Origin of the sequence: Flavobacterium sp. ASV13, from assembly GCF_000745775.1 — a bacterium.
Taxonomy (GTDB): domain Bacteria; phylum Bacteroidota; class Bacteroidia; order Flavobacteriales; family Flavobacteriaceae; genus Flavobacterium.
Genome location: NZ_JQJY01000008.1, coordinates 271,843 through 292,510, shown reverse-complemented (window position 1 = coordinate 292,510; position 20,668 = coordinate 271,843). Strand labels below are relative to the sequence as shown.

At 32.6% G+C, this 20,668-nt stretch carries 16 protein-coding genes; 5 read left to right on the top strand and 11 right to left on the bottom strand.

The features are described 5' to 3' along the window. Positions 1–51: 51 nt before the first annotated feature. The 3 genes from GQ47_RS17670 to GQ47_RS17660 all read left to right on the top strand — a co-directional run bounded on the left by GQ47_RS17670 (position 52) and on the right by GQ47_RS17660 (position 5,073). A complete protein-coding gene (locus GQ47_RS17670) occupies positions 52–2,466 on the top strand; it encodes a glycoside hydrolase family 2 protein (protein WP_035651187.1) in 2,415 nt (804 codons plus the stop codon). A gap of 115 nt (positions 2,467–2,581) precedes the next feature. Further along, on the top strand, positions 2,582–4,414 hold the full coding sequence (locus GQ47_RS17665) for a glycoside hydrolase family 2 protein (protein WP_035651184.1): 1,833 nt from the start codon (positions 2,582–2,584) through the stop codon (positions 4,412–4,414). Between the two features lie 95 nt (positions 4,415–4,509). Further along, a complete protein-coding gene (locus GQ47_RS17660) occupies positions 4,510–5,073 on the top strand; it encodes a DUF2911 domain-containing protein (protein WP_035651182.1) in 564 nt (187 codons plus the stop codon). 231 nt (positions 5,074–5,304) lie between these two features. Here GQ47_RS17660 and GQ47_RS22960 read toward each other — a convergent pair whose 3' ends face one another. The 8 genes from GQ47_RS22960 to GQ47_RS17620 form a co-directional block, all read right to left on the bottom strand. Next, positions 5,305–6,201, bottom strand: coding sequence for a hypothetical protein (locus GQ47_RS22960; RefSeq protein ID WP_051951629.1), 897 nt, complete (start codon positions 6,199–6,201; stop codon positions 5,305–5,307). A 191-nt stretch (positions 6,202–6,392) separates the two neighbouring features. Then, positions 6,393–7,277 (bottom strand): hypothetical protein, encoded by an 885-nt coding sequence (locus tag GQ47_RS22955; protein WP_051951627.1) that lies wholly within the window; start codon positions 7,275–7,277, stop codon positions 6,393–6,395. A 195-nt stretch (positions 7,278–7,472) separates the two neighbouring features. After that, the gene (locus tag GQ47_RS17645; protein WP_035651179.1) at positions 7,473–8,507 is read right to left on the bottom strand and encodes a hypothetical protein; all 1,035 of its coding nucleotides are present in this window, start codon (positions 8,505–8,507) and stop codon (positions 7,473–7,475) included. Next, positions 8,491–11,205 (bottom strand): glycoside hydrolase family protein, encoded by a 2,715-nt coding sequence (locus tag GQ47_RS22950; protein WP_051951625.1) that lies wholly within the window; start codon positions 11,203–11,205, stop codon positions 8,491–8,493. The genes GQ47_RS17645 and GQ47_RS22950 overlap by 17 nt, the downstream gene beginning before the upstream one ends. 11 nt (positions 11,206–11,216) lie before the next feature. Next, positions 11,217–11,708, bottom strand: coding sequence for a DUF4280 domain-containing protein (locus GQ47_RS17635; RefSeq protein ID WP_035651176.1), 492 nt, complete (start codon positions 11,706–11,708; stop codon positions 11,217–11,219). A 137-nt stretch (positions 11,709–11,845) separates the two neighbouring features. Further along, positions 11,846–14,047, bottom strand: coding sequence for a xanthine dehydrogenase family protein molybdopterin-binding subunit (locus GQ47_RS17630; RefSeq protein ID WP_035651173.1), 2,202 nt, complete (start codon positions 14,045–14,047; stop codon positions 11,846–11,848). Between the two features lie 7 nt (positions 14,048–14,054). Continuing rightward, entirely contained in the window at positions 14,055–15,035 is a 981-nt protein-coding gene (locus tag GQ47_RS17625; protein WP_035651171.1) for an FAD binding domain-containing protein, read from the bottom strand. After that, entirely contained in the window at positions 15,032–15,670 is a 639-nt protein-coding gene (locus GQ47_RS17620) for a (2Fe-2S)-binding protein (protein WP_035651168.1), read from the bottom strand. The genes GQ47_RS17625 and GQ47_RS17620 overlap by 4 nt, the downstream gene beginning before the upstream one ends. 322 nt (positions 15,671–15,992) lie before the next feature. On the opposite strand from GQ47_RS17620, the gene GQ47_RS17615 reads away from it, so the two are divergent. Then, positions 15,993–17,129 (top strand): cysteine desulfurase family protein, encoded by a 1,137-nt coding sequence (locus GQ47_RS17615; protein ID WP_035651166.1) that lies wholly within the window; start codon positions 15,993–15,995, stop codon positions 17,127–17,129. Positions 17,130–17,236: 107 nt separating this feature from the next. Here the strand turns inward: GQ47_RS17615 and GQ47_RS17610 are convergent, their stop codons facing one another. Together GQ47_RS17610 and GQ47_RS17605 are read right to left on the bottom strand one after the other, a co-directional pair. Further along, positions 17,237–17,845 (bottom strand): nucleotidyltransferase family protein, encoded by a 609-nt coding sequence (locus GQ47_RS17610; protein ID WP_035651433.1) that lies wholly within the window; start codon positions 17,843–17,845, stop codon positions 17,237–17,239. Next, complete coding sequence (locus tag GQ47_RS17605) at positions 17,835–18,959, bottom strand: XdhC family protein (RefSeq protein ID WP_035651163.1); 1,125 nt, start codon at positions 18,957–18,959, stop codon at positions 17,835–17,837. Before GQ47_RS17605 ends, GQ47_RS17610 begins: the two co-directional genes overlap by 11 nt. A 224-nt stretch (positions 18,960–19,183) precedes the next feature. Between GQ47_RS17605 and GQ47_RS17600 the strand changes: the two genes are divergently transcribed. Further along, the gene (locus GQ47_RS17600) at positions 19,184–19,516 is read left to right on the top strand and encodes a YegP family protein (RefSeq protein ID WP_035651160.1); all 333 of its coding nucleotides are present in this window, start codon (positions 19,184–19,186) and stop codon (positions 19,514–19,516) included. A 66-nt stretch (positions 19,517–19,582) separates the two neighbouring features. On the opposite strand, the gene GQ47_RS17595 is transcribed toward GQ47_RS17600, so the two are convergent. Further along, on the bottom strand, positions 19,583–20,617 hold the full coding sequence (locus GQ47_RS17595) for a hypothetical protein (protein ID WP_035651157.1): 1,035 nt from the start codon (positions 20,615–20,617) through the stop codon (positions 19,583–19,585). Positions 20,618–20,668: the final 51 nt, after the last annotated feature.

The window sequence follows — 20,668 nt, the reverse complement described above, 5'->3', positions numbered from 1 at the left end:
TCCTTTGCCTTTGAGCCTCTGAGCCTTTGAACCTCTGAACCTTTTTAATTTATGAAAAAATACTATAACAATACATTTTCAAATTTTGCGCTTTTTGTTTTTTTTCAGATTTGTCTGAGCAGCAGTTTTGCTCAGACAAAGATGAATATTAATGACAATTGGCTATATTTAGAAAACCATACTTCAAACTTGAACGAAGCTCAAAAAAATCAAAATTGGGTTTCTTTAAATTTGCCTCATACCTGGAATGCTGAAGATGCAACCGACTTATATCCGGGCTACAGACGTGACGCCAGCTGGTATCAAAAAAAATTAAATATTCCGCAGATTGATAAAAATCAGCGTTATTCGTTGTATTTCGAAGGTTCAAATATTACCACAAAAGTATATGTAAACGGTAAAGAAGCCGGATCTCATATTGGCGGTTATATTGGATTTTCAATTGACATTACGAATCTTATTAAAAAAGGAAATAATGATATTTTTGTTCGCGTTGATAATAGTTATGATATCGAAATTATTCCGTCTCAAAAAAGTGATTTCTATATTTATGGCGGAATTACGCGCGATGTTTGGTTGGTTTCGAAATACAAAAACCATATTGAAAATTTAAAAATTACAACCCCTGAAGTTTCGGCTAAAAAAGCTTCTGTACAAATTGTATCTTCAATTGTAAATCCAGATAATTCAAAAGATTTATCATTAACAGTTACTTTAAAAACGCCAAAAGGAAAAAAAATCGCTAGCAAAACAATTTCAGTTTCGGATAAAACTTCAACAATCACTTTCGAAAACATCAAAAACCCAGAACTTTGGGATACAGATAATCCAAATTTGTATAAACTAACTGCTTCTTTATCTGAAAAAAATCAAGTAAAAGATAGCGTTACAGAAAAAGTTGGATTTAGATGGTTTGAATTTAAAGATCACGGACCATTTTTCCTTAACGGAAAACGCCTGCTTCTTCGCGGAACACATCGTCATGAAGAACAAGCCGGAGTTGGTGCCGCCATGACAAATGCCCAACATCGTGCTGATATGGAATCGATTAAAGAAATGGGAGCAAATTTCGTTCGTTTAGCACATTATCCTCAAGATCCGGAAGTTTATAAAGCTTGCGATGAATCAGGATTATTGGTTTGGGATGAATTGCCTTGGTGCCGTGGCGGAATTGGAAATGAGGTTTGGAAAACCAATGCCAAAAATATGCTGGCTGAAATTATCAATCAAAATTACAATCATCCGAGTATTATAATTTGGTCTTTAGGAAACGAAATGAACTGGCTTCCAGATTTTCCTGATGGCGATAATCCGGAAAAAACAAATGCTTTTTTAGCCGAATTAAATGATATTGCTCACAAACTTGATCCAACAAGAAAAACGGCAATCAGAAAATATTATGAAGGCTCACATATTGTTGATGTCTTCTCCCCTTCTATCTGGTCAGGCTGGTATTCAGGAAGTTACAAAAGCTATCAAAAAGCGATTGATGTTTACAAAAAAGAATACAAACATTTTATTCACGCCGAATATGGTGGAGACAGCCATGTTGGCCGTCATAGTGAAAACCCTGTTAATGGCGAGAATGTAATTAAAGCCGAAGGCTGGGAAGAAGCTATTGTACAAACTAAAATTGCCAATATTGCACAAATTGGTGATTGGAGCGAAAATTACATTGTTGATTTGTTTGACTGGCATTTGCATATATCCGAGAATGACCCAAATTTTGTGGGAAATATTCAATGGGCATTCAAGGATTTTGCAACGCCGTTGCGTCCAGAAGATGATATTCCGTATATGAATCAAAAAGGGCTTACCGATCGAAATGGAAATCCGAAAGATGCTTATTATGTTTTTAAAAGCTATTGGGCTAAAAAGCCATTTACTTACATTGAATCACATACCTGGACAGAACGTCAAGGTCCTGAAAATACGCCAAGAACAATTAATGTTTTCAGTAACTGTGAGAAAGTAACTTTATATCACGACGGAAAGTCATTGGGCGAAAAACAACGCAATCTTGCTCTTTATCCTGCAAATGGGCTGACTTGGGATGTGAATTTCAAAAAAGGAGAAAACATTCTGATTGCCATTGGAAAAAATAAAGAAGGAATAACAGTTTCTGATACTTTAAAAGTGAATTATCGCTTTAAGAAAAATGAAGCCGCAACTTCGCTTCAATTGTCCTCAGAAAAACTAAAAAACGGGAATTATCTTGTAACTGCAATTGCAATTGACAACAATAATTTACGCTGTCTGGATTATGAAGCGAGTGTTTATTTCCAATGCCTAAAAGGCGGAAAAACTTTGAAAAATCAAGGAACACCAACGGGAAGTGAATCTATCAAAATGGCAAACGGAAAAGCTTCAATTGAAGTAATTCCAGATGGTTCAGGCAACCCAATCGAAATGACGGCACTCAACCAAAGTTTTAAGGGAGAATATTTGAAGATTCCCGTGAATTAAATTTAACCACAAAGTACGCAAATACAAATTCGCCAGGTTCGCAAAGTCAATTATAAGCTTTGCGAACTTTGCGTAAATCCCTGCGCTTTTTATAATAAAAAATAAATTAATAAAAATGAAAAAGCTAATTACAGGTTTGTTCCTAACCTCAACCTTATTCAGTTTTGCTCAAGGTTTGATTTCAAACGTTCCAAACCGAAATACAACTTCTTTAAATGGAGTTTGGAATTACATTATCGACCCTTACCAAACCGGGTTTTACAGTTTCCATTTAGATCAATATGATAAACAGGAAAAAGCACCAAAATCGGCATTTTATAGTAATTATCATGCTGTCAATAAACAAGAATTGGTAGAATATGATTTTGATAAATCGGCAACAATTACTATTCCCGGCGATTGGAATTCGCAAGTTCCTGAATTAAAATATTATGAAGGAAATGCATGGTTCAAGAAATCTTTTGATTATAATTTAAAAGACAAAAAACGTCTGTTTTTATATTTAGGAGCTATAAATTATAAAGCTGATGTTTATTTGAACGGGAAAAAACTAGGAACACATGAAGGCGGATTTACTCCGTTTAATTATGAAGTCACTTCGATCGTAAAACCAAATGGCAATTATTTGGTTATAAAGGTTGATAATACACGCCATAAAGAAGATGTTCCGACCGTAAACACAGATTGGTGGAATTATGGCGGAATAACACGCGATGTAACTTTGATTGAAGAAGAAGCTTCATTTATAGAAGATTATAATATTCAACTTAAGAAAGGTAATGCAAATAGTATTTCGGGTTTCATCAAAATCAATAATTTAGATATCGCACAAAATGCAGTTGCTATTTCAATCCCTGAATTAAAAATCAATTATAAAGGAAAAGTTGGCGCTGACGGAATCTTAAATTTTGAAATTCCTGCTAAAAAAATCTCCTATTGGTCGCCTGAAAATCCGAAATTATACGATGTTACGATTGATTTTAATGGACAAAAATTAAACGATAAAATTGGTTTCAGAACTATTGCAACTCAGGAAGACAAAATTCTGTTAAACGGAAAACAAATCTTTTTAAGAGGAATTTCGATTCACGAAGAAAATGCAAAAGGCGGACGTGCCAATTCGCAAGAAGATGCTTTACGCTTACTGAATTGGGCAAAGGAATTAGGCTGTAATTATGTTCGTTTGGCGCATTATCCACATAACGAAAACATTATTCGCGAAGCTGACAAATTGGGATTAATGGTTTGGGAGGAAATTCCGGTTTACTGGACGGTGGATTTTGCTAATAAAAATACCTACCAAAATGCCCAAGATCAATTGACGGCAGCAATTACCCGAGATAAAAACAGAGCGAGTATTATTATTTGGTCGATGGCCAATGAAACTCCCGTTTCTGACGCCAGAAATACTTTTATCCAGAATTTAGCAACGCACACAAAATCGCTAGATAACACAAGATTAATCAGTGCAGCTTTACTAACACGACATGTAGACGGTTTTGGAGTAATTGATGATAAAATTGGTGAATCACTTGACATTATCGCCTTCAATCAATATTTAGGTTGGTATGGTGGAAAACTTGAAGATGCAGAAAAGAATCTTTGGAAAACGCCTTATAACAAACCCGTAGTTGTTTCTGAATTTGGAGGTGATGCAAAAGCAGGCTTTCACGGAGAAAAAAATGAGCGTTGGACCGAGGAATATCAGGAATATCTATACATTCAGAATCTGAAAATGATTGAAAAAATTCCGCATTTAAGTGGTACAAGTCCTTGGATTTTAGTGGATTTCAGATCACCAAAAAGATTATTACCAGGCATTCAGGACGGATACAACCGTAAAGGCTTAATCTCAAATGAAGGTGAAAAGAAGAAAGCTTTCTACATTATGCAAGATTGGTACACAAAGAAGAAAAAAGAACAATTGAATTATTCTTTGGGCAAATAAACCGTTATCAATTCATTAACAAAAAACAAATCGTAATTTCATGATTTTTCTTAATTATTAACTTACTTTGTAGTTATTCTAAAAATTGTAACCTTATGAAAAAAATTTATTTACTAGCAGTTACATTGTTTGCTGCTTTTACAGTTCAGGCACAAGATGTGGTGAAATTTGCTCCGCTTGATGCAAGTCCGGCTGATATTTCTTATTTCCCAAACAGATCTGTTAAATTCAAAAAAACAGACACTCCAAACCCAGTTGTCAAAGTTCTTTACTCAAGACCTTCTGTAAAAGGAAGAACAATTTTTGGCGATATTGTTAAGTTTGGTGAAGTTTGGAGAGTTGGTGCTAATGAAAATACAGAAATCAAATTCTACAAAGATGTAACAATCGGCGGTAAAAAAATCCCTGCTGGGTATTACAGTTTATTTGCTATTCCTGAAAAAGACAAATGGACCATCATTATCAATAAAGAATTGGATTTATGGGGCGGATATGCTTATGATGAAAGCAAAGATGTTGTAAGAGTTTCAGTTCCTGTTAAACCTGTTTCTGATGTAATTGAAGCTTTATCTATTGCTTTTACAACTCAAGGTAATGTGGCTAATTTAGTTATTGGATGGGATAAAACTACGGTTGAATTGCCTATTACAGTTAAATAATTTAATCGTTTTACAGATAAAAAAAAGAGACATTTTTCAATGTCTCTTTTTTTGTTTTAATGTCATTTCAAAAACTATTTTACTTTGATAATTTTATCTTTATATGAGATATTCCGTGTCCTATAGCGCGGATTTCTAATCCGTACCCTCAAAGATTGAAAGCAATATAAATTGAAAAAAATATACTTTTTGGACATGGATGATTGACATTATAGTCCTTAAAAGATATATCTATTTTATTTCTAATATTTTACCATCCAAATTAATATTATATGATTTCCATTTGACATTTTTCTCGGTAGAATTTTTTCTTTTGTACAAGTTAATAACATAATCTTTGGTTATTGCAAATTGAATTATTGATTCTCCATCTATTAAGCCAATTTCTAAAGAAGAAATTATTTCACTACCATTACTTACAACCAAATCATAGGATTCAATATCAGTGTCAGTGTTACATAAAATCATTGGTTGGTAGTTATTCAATTTTGGCAAATACATATAATTGTTAGGATTATATTTTTTTCCAAAAACTTTAGCAATTTGATCATTTTCATTAAAGGAGTATTTTGGATAGTTATTGCTACAAGCTAAGCTATCATATGGATATACACATGCTTTATAATATTCATCAAAATCGATGGGTAGCTTAGTGTATTTTAAGAGTGCATTAGAAACAATCTTTATTTCTTTTTTAAAAATTTGACATGTGCTAAAAATGTCATTTTCATTTAATATATTTTTATCAAAATTTAATTCAATTGGATTATCAGGATCTGCAGTTGTATTATATAATTTAAGTTTATTAGGGTTAAGTGAAAGCCAAGCAATTGTACTTTCAACAATCTGTTTTTCTTTTGGATTGTCAGATAAATTATTCTCAAAAAAGACATGTATTATTATATTGTCATCTTCAATTCTGTCGATTGATGTTAAAAAAACATTTTTTTTTTCAAACTTTAAATTACTTGATTTTACAATTTTATAAATTATGTCTTCACAAGTTAATTCTTTTTGATTACGACTTGTAATTTCAAGATTGGTTTCTTTTTTTTTGTTTACTTTAAAATTATTGTCTTTGCATCCAATTAAAGTTAATGCTAATCCTATTATAAGTATTTTTTTCATGATTTTAAATTATTAGATATTCGAGGTATTGTTGTATTAATGTCTTTCACATAATTCTTTTGAACAGTTTGATCCAAAGAATGCCACCTTCCCCCCGCTAGCGCGAGCATCTTGCTCGTGCCCGCAATCTAAATCAAACTACTAAAATTCTACTAATCACAAGTGAAACGCTCACGCCAACGGAGCTTTTTTTATTTTTTTATAATATTCCCTCCATTTTTAATAACGTAGTTTTCTAAGATTGAGGAATTTGGAGTTTGAGTTTTAACAACTAAATTATATTCTCTATCAATTGAAAAAGAAGTTATTTCTTTATTTTTTTCATCTTCAGGTTCATACCATTCTCCTTCTACATACAGATTACCAACTACTTTATCGCCTTTTATCGTTAGCAAATAATATCTATAGTCAAAATCTCCACAATCTTGAGGTACGAGAATAACATTAATATTTTCTTTATTTGGTAATGAAATGTATCTAAGTTTGTCAGAATTACAATTATATTTTTCAATCCCGATTATAGAATTGCAATCAAGCAAGCTATATTTTAAAGTTTTAGTATTTACAGATACATAAGGCAATTTTATAACACTTTCTTTAAAACAAGTTTGCGAAGATTTTATCTCTAATTTTTTATCCTTAATTAAATCAATACTAAACTTTTTAAAAGATTCTTTGGCATCTGGTAAAAGGTTCTCTAAAAAATTTTCATTTTTCCCTTCGGCTTCAATTTTTATAATATTATTTAAATTATCATATTTGAAAATATAAACTTCATAATATGTGTCTGATAATTTTTCATCTATATACGTTTCAATTTTAAACTTAACTTTTATTATAGGAATTTCCGAAGAAATATTTTCTGCGGTATAAGTCATTGCACATCCTGAACCGCAACTTAAAACGAAAGACTTATTTATATCTTTTATCGTTTCACTAGTAGACAAAGATTTTTTTGAATTAGTGGTTCTAAATGTATCCTTAAAATTATTGGATTCGTTTTCCGAAATATTTTTTCTACATCCTATAATTAACGTCAATAAAACACTAAATATTAAAGCTTTATTTGTTTTCATTTTTTGAATTTGTTAAGACATTTTGAATTTCTTCTGGAGTTATGTGTGTTTTATTTAATACATCTCCTGCTGGCGCGAGCGTCGTGCTGGTGCACACAATCAAAGTCAAACCAGTCACATAATAACTAATTTAAAAATCACGAGCAAGATTCTTGCGCTAACATGGGGAACTGTAATATCAAAATCAAAAATATTTTATCTTATTTTAACAATAGAACCATCCTGCTTAATTTGATGTCTCTCTAAAAACTTTTTAGATCGTGAATTATAATTTATATCATAAACATCTATTGTTAGATCTTTATTAATTACAAAAGACTGATAAGTTTCGTTCTCAGGCATAGCATAACCAATTGCTTCTTTTGCAATTATTTTATCATTTTTGATATTAATTAAAGTTTGTGAATCTGAATCTCCATAAATACAATATAAAAATGAATCAAATGCTAGTCCTCCATTATTAATTTGAAATATTTCATCTGCATTGTCTCCTTCTGAACTTTCCGAAATAATTTTTTTTATTTCTAAAAACTTATCATCTTTTAATTTAGGATATACTTTTGAGAACTTTTCTTTATTTGAATTAGCAAGCTTATCTTTTTGTTCTAAATCAAAAGGAAGCCCACAATAGTTATTATCTAATTCTACTTTATTTTGATCACTCTTAAAACAAATAATGTATCTCCCAAAATTGAGAAATAAACAACTATTCATAAAAACAGCATCTCCTGCTTCCAAAAAATAATCGACAAAAGGACTTTTGTCATTGTTTTCTATGTCCAGATTAATGTAACTAACTGTATCTTTTACATCAATGTTAAAACCGTTTTTAAATGCATCTACATAATACGCATATAAATACTCTTTAGTAAAGAATTTTCTAGAATTCTTCTTTTCAATACTGTAATATGATTTTACGTTATCAATTGATATTATATCCTTTGACAGCTTTATATTTATTTTTTTGAATTTACTAATAATCTGATTTTCTGAAAATTCAGGTATATCATTAGCATTTGCTTGAAAGTAGTAAGCTTTATAAAAAACATAACTTTCTCCTTTAAAAGACGTATCCTCCGACTTTAAATTATTATTGTCCGCAACTTTATTTACATCTTCAGATATTGTAATATTTTTATCTATTTTTTCATCATTAGTCTTACAGCTAATATTTACAAAAAGTATTAATATATAAATTAAAACTTTTAAAGATTTAGTGTTTAGAATCATATACGTTATTTTTAAACATGTTAATTTCTGCTTTTCTTCTTTTAATTAACCCAGAAGTTCCTCCATTCGTAACATCTGAAAATTCATCTGCTCCTCCAGAATAATCTTCGTTATTTATATTTATTTTAATTTTTGTTTCTTTTTTATTTTTACCACCAATGTTTAAAAATTCCGGACCTGAATTAAAAACTAAACTCACTAAAGCATCAAATTCATATTGAAATAATTTTACTTTTATATCTCTTTGTACAGATTTTTCAAATTCTAGTAATCTTTGAGCAAATAATACTTCAGCTTCACTTTCAGTAATTCCATTTTTAAATTTTTGAGGAATTACTATCTTTTCACATCTTTCTTTTTCAATTAAATGTCCATAACCTATAGTACAATAGTATTCAGAATCGTTATATGGTACATGTTTACCATTTACAATTGTTGTGCCTTCCCATCCTTTTATAAATTCTATTCCTTTTTTTGATGTTTTTAATGTTTTCGGATCGACTCTTTTATTTAAATCTCTAGTTTCTTTATTAGTACTATTTACGGCAAATCCTTTAAGACAAGTACATGTTTTATCAAAACCACTTTCTTTAGCCGTTTGAATAATAGATTTTCCATTTAAAACAGATGAACTCTTAGAGAAATATTTATCTTCTAGATAAATTGAATCAAATTCTCTGACATCCATATGAATCCAACTAAAAGTGTGATCATATCTTAAATTACCTTTTTTATCATATAGTAAATCAATCGGTTCAATTGAGTAAACATTATCTCCTGGCCATTCTTTTTGAGCTCCTAAATATTTTATATAAATACTATCTCTTATATCTCTTAAAGGTTCTAAATTTTTCTTCTGCTCTCCTCTAATTTCCCACTTTCCTTTACTAAATTGTATATCTATTGCCTTTCCTTGGTGATTTGTCGAACTGTAGTTTTTAAAACGACATCTATAGCCTGAGGTAACATGATCTATTTTGTATGTATCTTGTTTACTAAAATAAAATTGTAACGCCTTAATACCAAACAATAAAGATCTATGTATACCTGGATATTCATATCTATGATAAGCTTCAGTTTTATCATGTTTCCCGTAAGTGCCTTTCCCTGTATGATCACCAAATCCTCCGCAAGAATTAAGTTCTTCTATACCCCTTAATTTACTAATAGCTTTTTTATTTTTTGTACCACAACTACATTTAATTTGTTCCCAGAATTTATTAGAAATATCAAATTTTTCAGAAAAGTCATCAATAGCTACAAGAACATTCCCACAAACTTTTCCAGTTTCTGGAACCTTCATATAATCTCGCTGAAATTGCTTAATCATTTTTTCTGTTCGATCTGTAAATTCATTTGTAGGTACATTTCCTCCAAATCCTGCTAATCGAATATTTATTTCTCTAATTAATTCACTTTTATCTCCTTTTTTTATACAATATTTTTCTCCACAATTATTTTCCTTTTCATCCTTTTCATCTTCTGCCACATCAACCTTCAAAACATTATTAATTGTTTCCACAGGATCCTGCTTAAAAACCGTAGCATCAACATCAACAACAGCACTTTTAATAAAATCATGAGTTTGTAAAACTTCGATCTCAGTAAATAATTCCTGCTCGTTTCCTTCAGCCCAATTGCTTCCGCCTAGACTTCTTGGTATAGTATCTAATTGTACCGTTACTATATGAAAGTCAGATTTAATAGTGAAATTATCAGTAAACAACAAGTCATTGCTAACCAAATCGTCATCGTATAATTTAAGGCAAACCTCTTTTCCTGCTAATCCTGTTGAATTTATTAAAACCTTGATCTGTTTTTCTCTGAATTTACCTTTTATCTGATTTCCATTTATATCAGTAATATGTACAGCATTAATTTTACCCTTCACTGCTTTTGTAGCAGTTGGCACGTTAGGTTTTTGTGAATCATTTTTAGGTTTCTGGTCTGTGGTCTTGTTTTTAACAGCCTGATGCGGAGTTGTTTTTCCTTTGTAAGGAGCAACTGGTGTTTCAAGCGCATTTACATTGATATTATTGCTGGCTATTTTGCCATCTTTGTACTCTGCGGTTACATAAAACTCATGAATTTTATCTTTTTCGTGACCTCCTCTTTCAGCAATTTTTGCAAAGCTTGGTTTTAAAAGAAAATCAATATCCGCCTTTCCGAATTTCACAATTCCAGAAAGTGTTTCTATAAAGTTTTTTTCATTGGCTTTATTATGCCCAGCACCTTTTACATCATCTTCCCACATGGTAACCGATACTCTGCGTCTTTCCATGTTAAGACAAAATACCCTTGCTTTAACGGTTTGTCCGTATGATAAACGTCCTTTTATTCTAGATCCGTTTTTATCTAATAGTTCGATATGATCAATTTTTGGCTGTGCTGATAGTGGTTTTATATCGAGTCGAGCTACTTTATCGCCTTTTCTTGCCAAAATACGAATACCATTTCTTGTCAGGCTTTTTTCCAAAAAAGTATAAGATACCTTATTTCCTCTTTTATCATTCTCTTTTGTTTTTCGCCATTTACCCAATTCTAAAACATAAACTTCCCAAAAAACAGGATTATAAGAAAAACTATTTTCTTCGCTAAAAGGACTATTTTGAGCTTTCTCAAAAAAATCACTTACAGTAAATATCTCAAGAACTCCAACTACAGGATTTGGATTTCCTATTATTTTAAAATCTGACATGATGCTTTTATTTACTTACAAATTGAATCCTGATCTTCTAAACGCTCTTTAAATTCAGCCATATTAACTAATGGATTGATTTGATTACTCAAAAGCTCGTTTGCGTTTTTGAAATTCTGCTTACTTAGCTCTACCTTCTGCCCATGTTTAACAACGCTTATGCAGTCTGGCCCTCCAATTGGACAGGTTGCTTTACTGTCTTCAACTAATATTTTGCCCTGATTACTTAGGGTCACTTTTTCGTAGAAAGCACTCCATTGATTTATTACAGCCTGGCAAGGTTTGTAACTACTTCCGGTAGGCTGCAGTTTACAATTACCAAAGGTGTTTTTCTCTAAAGTTTGTCCTATTTCTTTCGTGGTTGCAATTAGCTTTTTTGATGCATCTTTGTCATTTGCAAAATGTTTATTTTGTGATTTTACTTTTAAAATATCCGTTTGAGGCTTTTCACTAAACTTACATTTTAGCGTTGCACCTTGAACTACTACATGTTTTCCGCTCATAATTTTTTCACCTAAATTAAGATAATTTTCTTACAAAATGTAAATTACAATACTTTTCTTTCAAATTAGCTTTGATGCATAAAAAAATCCGTCTGCAATAATCAGACGGATTTTAAATTTTATAAATATATTATTTTCTAAACCTTGACAGTATCAATAATCTTATCCAATGTAATTGGCAAATCTCGTACACGCTTTCCTGTTGCGTTAAAAACGGCATTTGCAATTGCAGGAGCCATTCCTACTAAAGCTGTTTCTCCTAAACCTTTTGTTCCCATTGGATTGCTGATTGGATCTTTTTTGTTTACGAAAAAGACTTCCTGTTTTTCAATATCAGCATTTACAGGAACATGATAATCGGCGAAATTATTATTGATTGGACGACCGAAACGATGATCAATTTCTAAAGCTTCCATTAATCCCATTCCGATTCCGCCAACAGCTCCACCGAACATTTGTCCTGCTGAAGTTTTTTGACTAATTACAGTTCCGATATCAGCACAAGAAACCACATGAGCTAGCCTTATTTTTCCAATATTCGGATTCACTAAAACTTTTACAAAGTGGACAGAAAACGAATAAATTGAATATTTTTTAGCTTCTTCATTTCCTTTAGATTGGTTTTCTACTGCAAAATCTTCCAATTTATTTGCAGCCAATAATGAAGCTAAAGAAACCGTTTTTGAATTGTTTTTTGAAGAAATTAGACCATTTGCAAAAATCAAATCTGCAATAGGAGTTCCTTTAAAAGTTGGAGTTTCGTTAGCTAAACCAAGAATTTTGCTTACCAATAAATTACAAGAATCATGAACTGCAGAACCCACAGATGAAGTCGTCGCCGATCCTCCTTGTGTTGGTCCTTTCGGCAAACCACTTTTACCCATTTCTATAATTACATTTTCAACAGGCATTCCCATAATTTCTGCACCAATAGCCGTCATCATTGTTGCCGTTCCTGGCCCCATGTCATTTACACTACACTGAAGTATTAAATTTCCATCAGCCGAGAATTTTGCTTTTACTGAAGTTGGACTTCTATAACAGCCAAAAGTCCCAGTTCCCATTCCGTATCCTACTAACCATTCACCTTCACGAACTGATCCCGGTTTGTTTTTACGGTTTTTCCAACCAATGCGTTCCATTCCGCCTTCATAGCATTCCAAAAGATATTTACTGCTCCAAGGCTTATTTTGTTCCAAATCTTTTTCGGCATAATTGCGTTTACGAAATTCGATCGGATCCAAATCTAGTTTATAAGCCATTTCGTCCATCGCACATTCTAAAGCAAATGAACCCGTCGCCTCACCCGGACCACGCATCCAGATTGGCGTACAAGTATCCAAAGGCACAATGCGATAACGCGTTGAAACATTGGCACAATCATAAATAAATCGGGACATGTTTACCGTTCCTTCCATAAAATCTTCATAGCTTGAAGTCATGGCAACAGCTTCATGTGTCAAGCCAGTGAGTTTTCCATCTTTAGTCGCTCCAAGCCCCATTTTCTGAATGGTATAAGGTCGGAAACCAACATTCGTAAACATTTGTTCGCGATGCAAAACCAATTTCACTGGGCGATTTAATTTTTTTGCACCAATTAAAGCCGCAATTTCATACGGCCAAGTATGCAATCCCATTCCGAATGCGCCTCCAATATATTCTGCATGCACCTCAACATCTTCCGCAGGAACATCAAAAACTCCTGCTACACTTCTGCGCGTTCCTTCAACACCTTGACTTTTGGTATATAAAATTGGTTTATTTCCTTCCCATTTTGCGATTATATTGGCTAATTCCATTGGATTATGAACTTCCGTCGGAATCGTATATTCGGTTTCTAAAACAACTTCAGCATTTTTATAACCATCGTGTTCTCCACGGTGATAATCATTGCCTTTATCCGTTTCGACTTTCTTTTCTTTATCGGCTGCTTTTTTAAGTTCAGTCGAGTGTTCTTCTTTAAGATAATCTGCCTTAATTAAACTTGCTGCATATTGCATACGCTCAAAAGTATCAGCAATTACAAGTGCAATTGGCTGATCGTAATACAATATCGAATCATCTTTAAAAATCTGCAGTGGCTGTCCAAAATTATGTTTGTCTTTTGCTTTTTGATATCCAGATGGTTTATCCACATTCAAATGTGTAATTACAGCCAAAACTCCCGGAGCCCATTCTGCTTTTTTAGTATCAATGCTTTTTATTTTTCCTTTCGCAATCGTACTTCCTACCAAACAGGCATAAACAACCCCGTCTGTTTTATATTCCGCCGAATAAGTAGCGGAACCTGTTACTTTAGCAAACCCATCTACTCTATTAATATTACTTGTCTTGCTCATAATTCAATTATTTAGATGATGCTATAGTTAATGCTTCTACAATGGCATTTGGTCCAAGAGTCAATTTGAAATCATTATCTCCGTAACTTTTTGCGCCCTTCATTGCCAAATTTGCTGCTTGTCTAAAAGTAGTTTCAGAAATCGTTTTTCCTTTCAGAAATTCTTCCGCTTCCGTCAACCTCCAAGGTTTATGTGCTACACCGCCCATTGCCAAACGTGCACTATTTATTGTATTGTTTTGAATATCTAAAGCTACAGCAACAGAAACTAATGCAAAAGCATAACTCGTTCTGTCTCGGACTTTCAAATAATGTACATTTTTATTGAAATTATTATCTGGAATTTCGACTGAAGTAATCAATTCTTTATCTAAAAGTGTATTGTCTTTTTCAGGTGTGTTTCCTGGCAAACGATGAAAATCGGTAAATTTAATTTGTCTTTTACCTTTTGGGCCTTCTACTAAAACTGTTGCATTCAGTGCTGCTAAAGCCACACACATATCGCTTGGGTGAACTGCAATACAGCTTTCAGAAGCGCCAAAAATTGCTGCCATTCTGTTTGAACCTCCTATAGCACCACATCCGCTTTTTGGAACTCTTTTATTGCAAGGCATATCAGTGTTATAAAAATACGAACAGCGCGTGCGTTGCATCATATTTCCGCCCACGGTTGCCATATGTCTAATTTGCTGTGATGCTCCTGCAGCTAAAGCTAAAGCCAATAAAGGATGTTTTTCTTTTATTGCTTTATCCTCTGCAACCTGACTATTTTTTGCCAATGCACCAATTGATACTTTTCCGCTTAAAAATTCTATTTTTTTTAAATCCAAAGCTGTAATATCGACCAATTTATCAGGTGCAGCGATGTTTTTTTTCATCAAATCAACAAGATTTGTTCCCCCTGCAATAAACATCGCCGAATTTTCTTTGCTGATGCTCGAAACCGCCGAATTGGATGATAAAGCCTTAATTATTTGGAAATTTTTCATGATAGCATCCCTCCTTCCTTAACTTCTGTAATTGCATCAACAATATTATGATAAGCACCACATCTACAAATGTTTCCACTCATATATTCTCTAATTTCTTCTCTGGTATTGGCATGCCCTTCTTTAATACAGGCAATTCCCGACATGATTTGACCAGGCGTACAATACCCACACTGAAAACCATCATGTTTGATGAAAGCTTCCTGCATTGGATGCAGTTTTTTTCCTTTCGAAAGTCCTTCGATTGTAGTAACCTGAGCATTTTGCTGTATAGTTGCCAAAGTCAGACAGGATAAAATTCGGGTTCCGTTTACGTGTACGGTACAGGCACCACATTGACCGTGGTCGCAGCCCTTTTTAGTTCCTGTCAGATGCAATTGTTCTCTTAGTAAATCGAGCAAAGTAGTTCTGGGCTCGATATTAAGATTATGTTTTTTACCATTTACTTCAATAGAAAGCGGAACAGTTTCTAAATATTCAGCTATTTTTTCATCCCATTTATTCTCAGACGCCATAACCAGTGAAGGCGGCGTAAAAGCGAGAGCGGTAAGAAGTCCTGATTTTTTTATAAAGTCACGGCGGGAACTTGAATTTTCCTCTGTTTCTTTACTCTGATTTGTTTTTTTAGAAGCCATTCAGTCTATTTTTAAATTAGCAAAACATCTTAGTTATTCTAACAAATTTAACAATCTTACGCCACAAAAAATTATAAAATTCAAACATTAGCTTTATTTAGAATAATTACAATTTCGTGGTGTGGTTTAACCGCAAAGCACGCAAAGTTATTTTAATCTTCATTATGTCAAATAAACGCAAAGTTCGCAAAGCTTTATGGATAGAGCTTTGCGAACTTTGCGATTTTGCAAATCACTAAGTAAAAAACCTTGCGTTCTTTGCGGTTAAAAAAACAGGAACAGCAGATTTATTTTTTTATTTTTACAAGATCAACCTAAAATTATGTCGCAACAGCCAATCATCTATCTTGATAATAATGCTACAACCCGTGTAGATGAACGAGTTTTGAATGCAATGCTTCCTTATTTTACGCATTCTTATGCAAATGCCACAAGCAATCATCTTGCAGGGTTGACTGTAAACGAAGCTGTTGAAAATGCTGCATGGCAAACCGCAAATCTTATTGGTGCTCAGGAAGATGAAATCATTTTTACTTCTGGAGCGACAGAATCTATCAATCTTGCTATTAAAGGTTTGGCAAATCAAAACCGGAAACATATTGTTACTGTCGCAACCGAACATAAAGCCGTTTTAAAAACTTGTGAGTTTATGGAAACCATCGGTTTTGAAATCACTTATTTACCTGTCGCTACTAATGGTATTTTAGATCTTGAAATTTTAAATCAAAATATTACTGATAAAACAGCATTAGTCTGCATTATGATGGCTAATAATGAAACCGGTGTTTTTCAAAATATTGCAGAAATATCCAAAATTGCGCATTCAAAAGGTGCTCTTTTTATGTGTGATGCAACTCAGGCTGTCGGGAAAATTCAGATTGATGTTCAGGTTCTTGGGATTGATCTTTTGCCTTTTTCGGCGCATAAATTTTATGGTCCAAAAGGCATTGGCGCGCTTTATATTTCGGCGAAAGCTAAAATTAAACTCGTACCTCAATTACATGGAGGCGATCAACAACGAAAATTACGAAGCGGCACACTCAATGTTCCGGGAATTATCGGTTTAGGAAAAGCTAGCGAAATTGCTTTGGCCGAAATGAAAGAAGATCAAAAACGAATTGAAAAATTAAGTAATAAACTAGAAACTGGTTTATTGCATTTTGACGGTTCTTTTGTGAACGGAAATTCGGAAAAGCGAATTTACAATACTTCAAATATCTGTTTTCCGGGTGTAAATTCAGAGCAGTTGATTTTGGCTTTGGGAAATATTTCGGTTTCTAATGGTTCTTCTTGCTCGGCAGTTACATCAGAGCCCTCGCATGTCTTGAAAGTTTTGGGATTATCTGATGAAAATGCTTTGAGTTCGATTCGTTTCAGTTTAGGAAGATTTACAACCTCAGAAGAAATTGATGAAACTATTGAACGTGTTTTGGCTTTAGTTCAACAGTTAAGCCAATAGATTTTTCAAAAAGTTATAGGCTCTCGCAGATTCTACAGATTGTTCAGATTTACATAGATACTTTTAATAAATAATCTGTTTAATCTGCTTAATCTGCGGGAGAAAACTTAAAACTCAGACATCAATTTATTGTAATCATCTTCAGTATCGATATCAATATTTCCTTTTTCAAATAAAACAGAAACGACATCATCTGAAAATTTACTGATTATTTTTTTTGCTCCTTCTTGTCCTTTTAATTCCAATAATTCAGCAAAGTAGTTTTTATGAAAAAGAACTGGAGTTCCTAATGTTTCTGAATATGCTGAAGCTACAATTCCTTTTCCGGTTTTATTATGTTCCTGAATCAAATTTTCGAAAATCAAACTCGAAACATAAGGTTGATCACACACTGCAAAAATGCAATTTTCATAATCAGGATATAACGTCAATAATTTTTGAAGTCCATTCACAATTGATGACGCCATTCCTGATTCCCAATCTGGATTGAAACTTATTTTTATTTTTGATGGATCAAGCTCTTCTTCAATCAATTGATTATTTGCGCCTGTAACCACAATAATTTTTGCATGTGGAACTAAAGAAGCTTCTGCAATCGTATTTTTTAAAAGCGTAGAATCTTTGTAGCCCAAAAGCTGTTTTGGCTGTCCCAATCTTGAAGAATTTCCAGCAGCCAAAATTACAATGCCTGTTTTATTTTGATTTTTATGCTCCATAATGAATTTCATCGTGTATTTTCCCTGACTTATATTTTAAGGAAGTCCCCGTTTTTCCCGAAGCAAAAGCTTTAATTTCAGAAACAATCGACAAAGCTATTTCTTCAGAAGTTTCAGCACCAATATCTAGACCTACAGGACTATGAATTCTTTTTAGCTGTTCTTCATTTACATTAATTCCTACCATCCTAAGATCATCAACCATTCGGTTCAGTTTTGATTTTGGTCCGAGAATTCCAATATAACGGCAATCTGTATTCAATAATAATCTTAAAACTGCCAAGTCATACTTGTAGTTATGCGTCATTAAAACAAAATACGTTTGATCATCAATTGTTATAGTATCTAAAAAATCATCTGGTTTTACAACTAAAACCTGATTTGCCTTTGGAAAACGTTTTTTTGTAGCGTGAGCACTCCGTCCATCTCCAACGGTTATTTCCCAACCCAATAAAGTTGCCATTTTTACTAATGGCTGTACATCATTTCCTGCGCCGGCAATTACTAGCGAAATTGGCGGATTTATATATTCGATTAAAGCCTCGTCATCTGTGCCTTCCTGCAGTTTTTTTATAGAAGTTATTTTAGTTTCGAGCACTTCTTTCGCATCCGAAATCAAATTCAATACATTATTATGATGATGTAATGTCGGACTGTCTTTTCTAAAAAACAAGGTTGTTCCTATCTGAATTGCTCTTTTGTTCAATGAAAAAATCGTAACCACAACCGCTTCTTTTCTTTCCGCTTTTAATTGACTCAAAAGCTGGATTGGGTTGTTTTCCAATTCGTCATTAATGTATTCAAACAAAATATGTACAATTCCGTTACATCCCAACTGAAGACCAATTTCGGCATCGTCTTCATTGCTCGTATTATAAGTAACTAATTTATTTTGTTTTTGATTGATGGAAAGGAGTGCTTTTCGCAATGCATCTCCTTCCAGACAGCCTCCGCTTATAGCACCAGTTAGCAAACCATCTTCAGTAACCAACATACGGGCGCCCGGCTGGCGATATGATGAACCTTCAACTTTGACTACCGTTGCCAAAGCTGTTTTTTTTCCTGCTGCATTTGCTTCTGAATAAGCGTTTAAAATTTCGCTGATTTCTTTCATAAAATAATTATTCATCAGCAAAACAAACTTCTGATGATTCTTTAACAGCCTAAAAGTAAAAAATATTATAAACTTAAAAGCAGGAAAATCATTTAAGTTTAAAATGAATTTGTACTTAACAATATCAAAACAATTATTTTTTCATACAATATTATTTATATCCCGAAGTTTTGTATTTTTATAATTAGCAAAAAAAATATTACCTAACCTTAATAAAAAGCTACATGGGAAAATTTGTAATTACTAAAAGAACCAACGGAGAATTTCAATTCAATTTAAAAGCTGGAAATGGCCAGACAATTTTAGCAAGCGAGGGTTATACTACTAAAGCTGCCGCTACTAACGGAATCGAATCTGTGAAAACAAATTCGCAAGATGATGGCCGCTACGACAGAAAAGAGTCAAGCAATGGCAAACCGTATTTTAATTTAAAAGCCAGCAACGGACAAATTATTGGATCGAGCGAAATGTACGAAAGTGTTGCCGCAAGAGAAAACGGGATCGAATCTGTAAAGAAAAATGCTCCTGATGCTGAAACTGATGATCAGACGGCTTAAAATTTCATATAAAAATAAAAACGAGGCTTATCTGCCTCGTTTTTTTATGGTTTTATTCTAAAGATATTATTTCATCTTTGTTGGTAGGTATTTATTCTTCATATCTAAATCCATATAATATGTAAAATGATCGTCAAATACTTTAATATAGATTTTCGCCTTATTTTTATCCCTCGGATTTTTAATATCTAAAACAGTTTTAGATGTATAATCCATCCATCTGATTTTAATTTTTGATTGAGGTTTAATTATCCATTCCATCTTTTCAATATCCAAAACACCGCTATATTTTATACAACCTGAACAATTAGCATTCAAGCCAAAAATATCTGAACTTGGAAAAGTTGGAATTTCACCTTTTAGTTTTTGCTTTCCTTCCATATTTATATAAAATGCATTTTCCAATAATACCTCACAAGAATTATTTATATCAGCATTTGCGATAAACCAAACATCATCTTCATTTTTTGCAAATTCATTAAACCAAATTGTACTGTAAACAAAATCAAAATTTTCTATAGTATTTCCTTCCGTATCAATTATTCCAAAATAGGTTTTACCATCATTCTTTTTTATTGCAGCTATCGCATAATATTTACCTTTGTATTTAAAAGGATAGAGATTTCTAAAATTATCGACTTTATAGATCTTTGCATATGTTTTCAAATTTCCATTTTCATCTACCGTAAATCCTTTAATACCACTTTCATAAGGCATTTTGGGATCTTGATCAGTTGTACTCTCTTTATATTCAGCTATTGTAGGCACTAAATCATTATTGCTTTCTGGTTCCTTTTTTATTGTTATTTTAAAATTTTTAGGATTAATTGCAAACTCATAATCTTTATAATAACCAGTCATAACAGGGTTAAATAATGTAAATACCTGAAAATTTTTAATAGGGTTCAACAATACTTTTTTTGTTACTGCATCTATTAATCCCACTTTACCATCCACTTCAAATGGAAGTACACTTTGAAGGTTGGTTTTGTCAGCTTTTGCAAAAAATGCTGTTATTTCTTTTTTTATTTTTAACTGTTCCTGAGCAAAACAAAATAAGGAAAATGATAAAAATAGAATCGTAAAAAACTTTGTTTTCATATTTACGTTTTTTATAAATTTTAAGTATTTTTTGAATGCAGTAAAGATGCT

Excerpts from the sequence above, each read along its gene's own strand:
- GQ47_RS17670 (WP_035651187.1), top strand. The coding sequence starts at position 52 with ATGAAAAAATACTATAACAATACATTTTCAAATTTTGCGCTTTTTGTT.
- GQ47_RS17665 (WP_035651184.1), top strand. The coding sequence starts at position 2,582 with ATGAAAAAGCTAATTACAGGTTTGTTCCTAACCTCAACCTTATTCAGT.
- GQ47_RS17660 (WP_035651182.1), top strand. The coding sequence starts at position 4,510 with ATGAAAAAAATTTATTTACTAGCAGTTACATTGTTTGCTGCTTTTACA.
- GQ47_RS22960 (WP_051951629.1), bottom strand. The coding sequence starts at position 6,201 with ATGAAAAAAATACTTATAATAGGATTAGCATTAACTTTAATTGGATGC.
- GQ47_RS22955 (WP_051951627.1), bottom strand. The coding sequence starts at position 7,277 with ATGAAAACAAATAAAGCTTTAATATTTAGTGTTTTATTGACGTTAATT.
- GQ47_RS17645 (WP_035651179.1), bottom strand. The coding sequence starts at position 8,507 with ATGATTCTAAACACTAAATCTTTAAAAGTTTTAATTTATATATTAATA.
- GQ47_RS22950 (WP_051951625.1), bottom strand. The coding sequence starts at position 11,205 with ATGTCAGATTTTAAAATAATAGGAAATCCAAATCCTGTAGTTGGAGTT.
- GQ47_RS17635 (WP_035651176.1), bottom strand. The coding sequence starts at position 11,708 with ATGAGCGGAAAACATGTAGTAGTTCAAGGTGCAACGCTAAAATGTAAG.
- GQ47_RS17630 (WP_035651173.1), bottom strand. The coding sequence starts at position 14,047 with ATGAGCAAGACAAGTAATATTAATAGAGTAGATGGGTTTGCTAAAGTA.
- GQ47_RS17625 (WP_035651171.1), bottom strand. The coding sequence starts at position 15,035 with ATGAAAAATTTCCAAATAATTAAGGCTTTATCATCCAATTCGGCGGTT.
- GQ47_RS17620 (WP_035651168.1), bottom strand. The coding sequence starts at position 15,670 with ATGGCTTCTAAAAAAACAAATCAGAGTAAAGAAACAGAGGAAAATTCA.
- GQ47_RS17615 (WP_035651166.1), top strand. The coding sequence starts at position 15,993 with ATGTCGCAACAGCCAATCATCTATCTTGATAATAATGCTACAACCCGT.
- GQ47_RS17610 (WP_035651433.1), bottom strand. The coding sequence starts at position 17,845 with ATGGAGCATAAAAATCAAAATAAAACAGGCATTGTAATTTTGGCTGCT.
- GQ47_RS17605 (WP_035651163.1), bottom strand. The coding sequence starts at position 18,959 with ATGAAAGAAATCAGCGAAATTTTAAACGCTTATTCAGAAGCAAATGCA.
- GQ47_RS17600 (WP_035651160.1), top strand. The coding sequence starts at position 19,184 with ATGGGAAAATTTGTAATTACTAAAAGAACCAACGGAGAATTTCAATTC.
- GQ47_RS17595 (WP_035651157.1), bottom strand. The coding sequence starts at position 20,617 with ATGAAAACAAAGTTTTTTACGATTCTATTTTTATCATTTTCCTTATTT.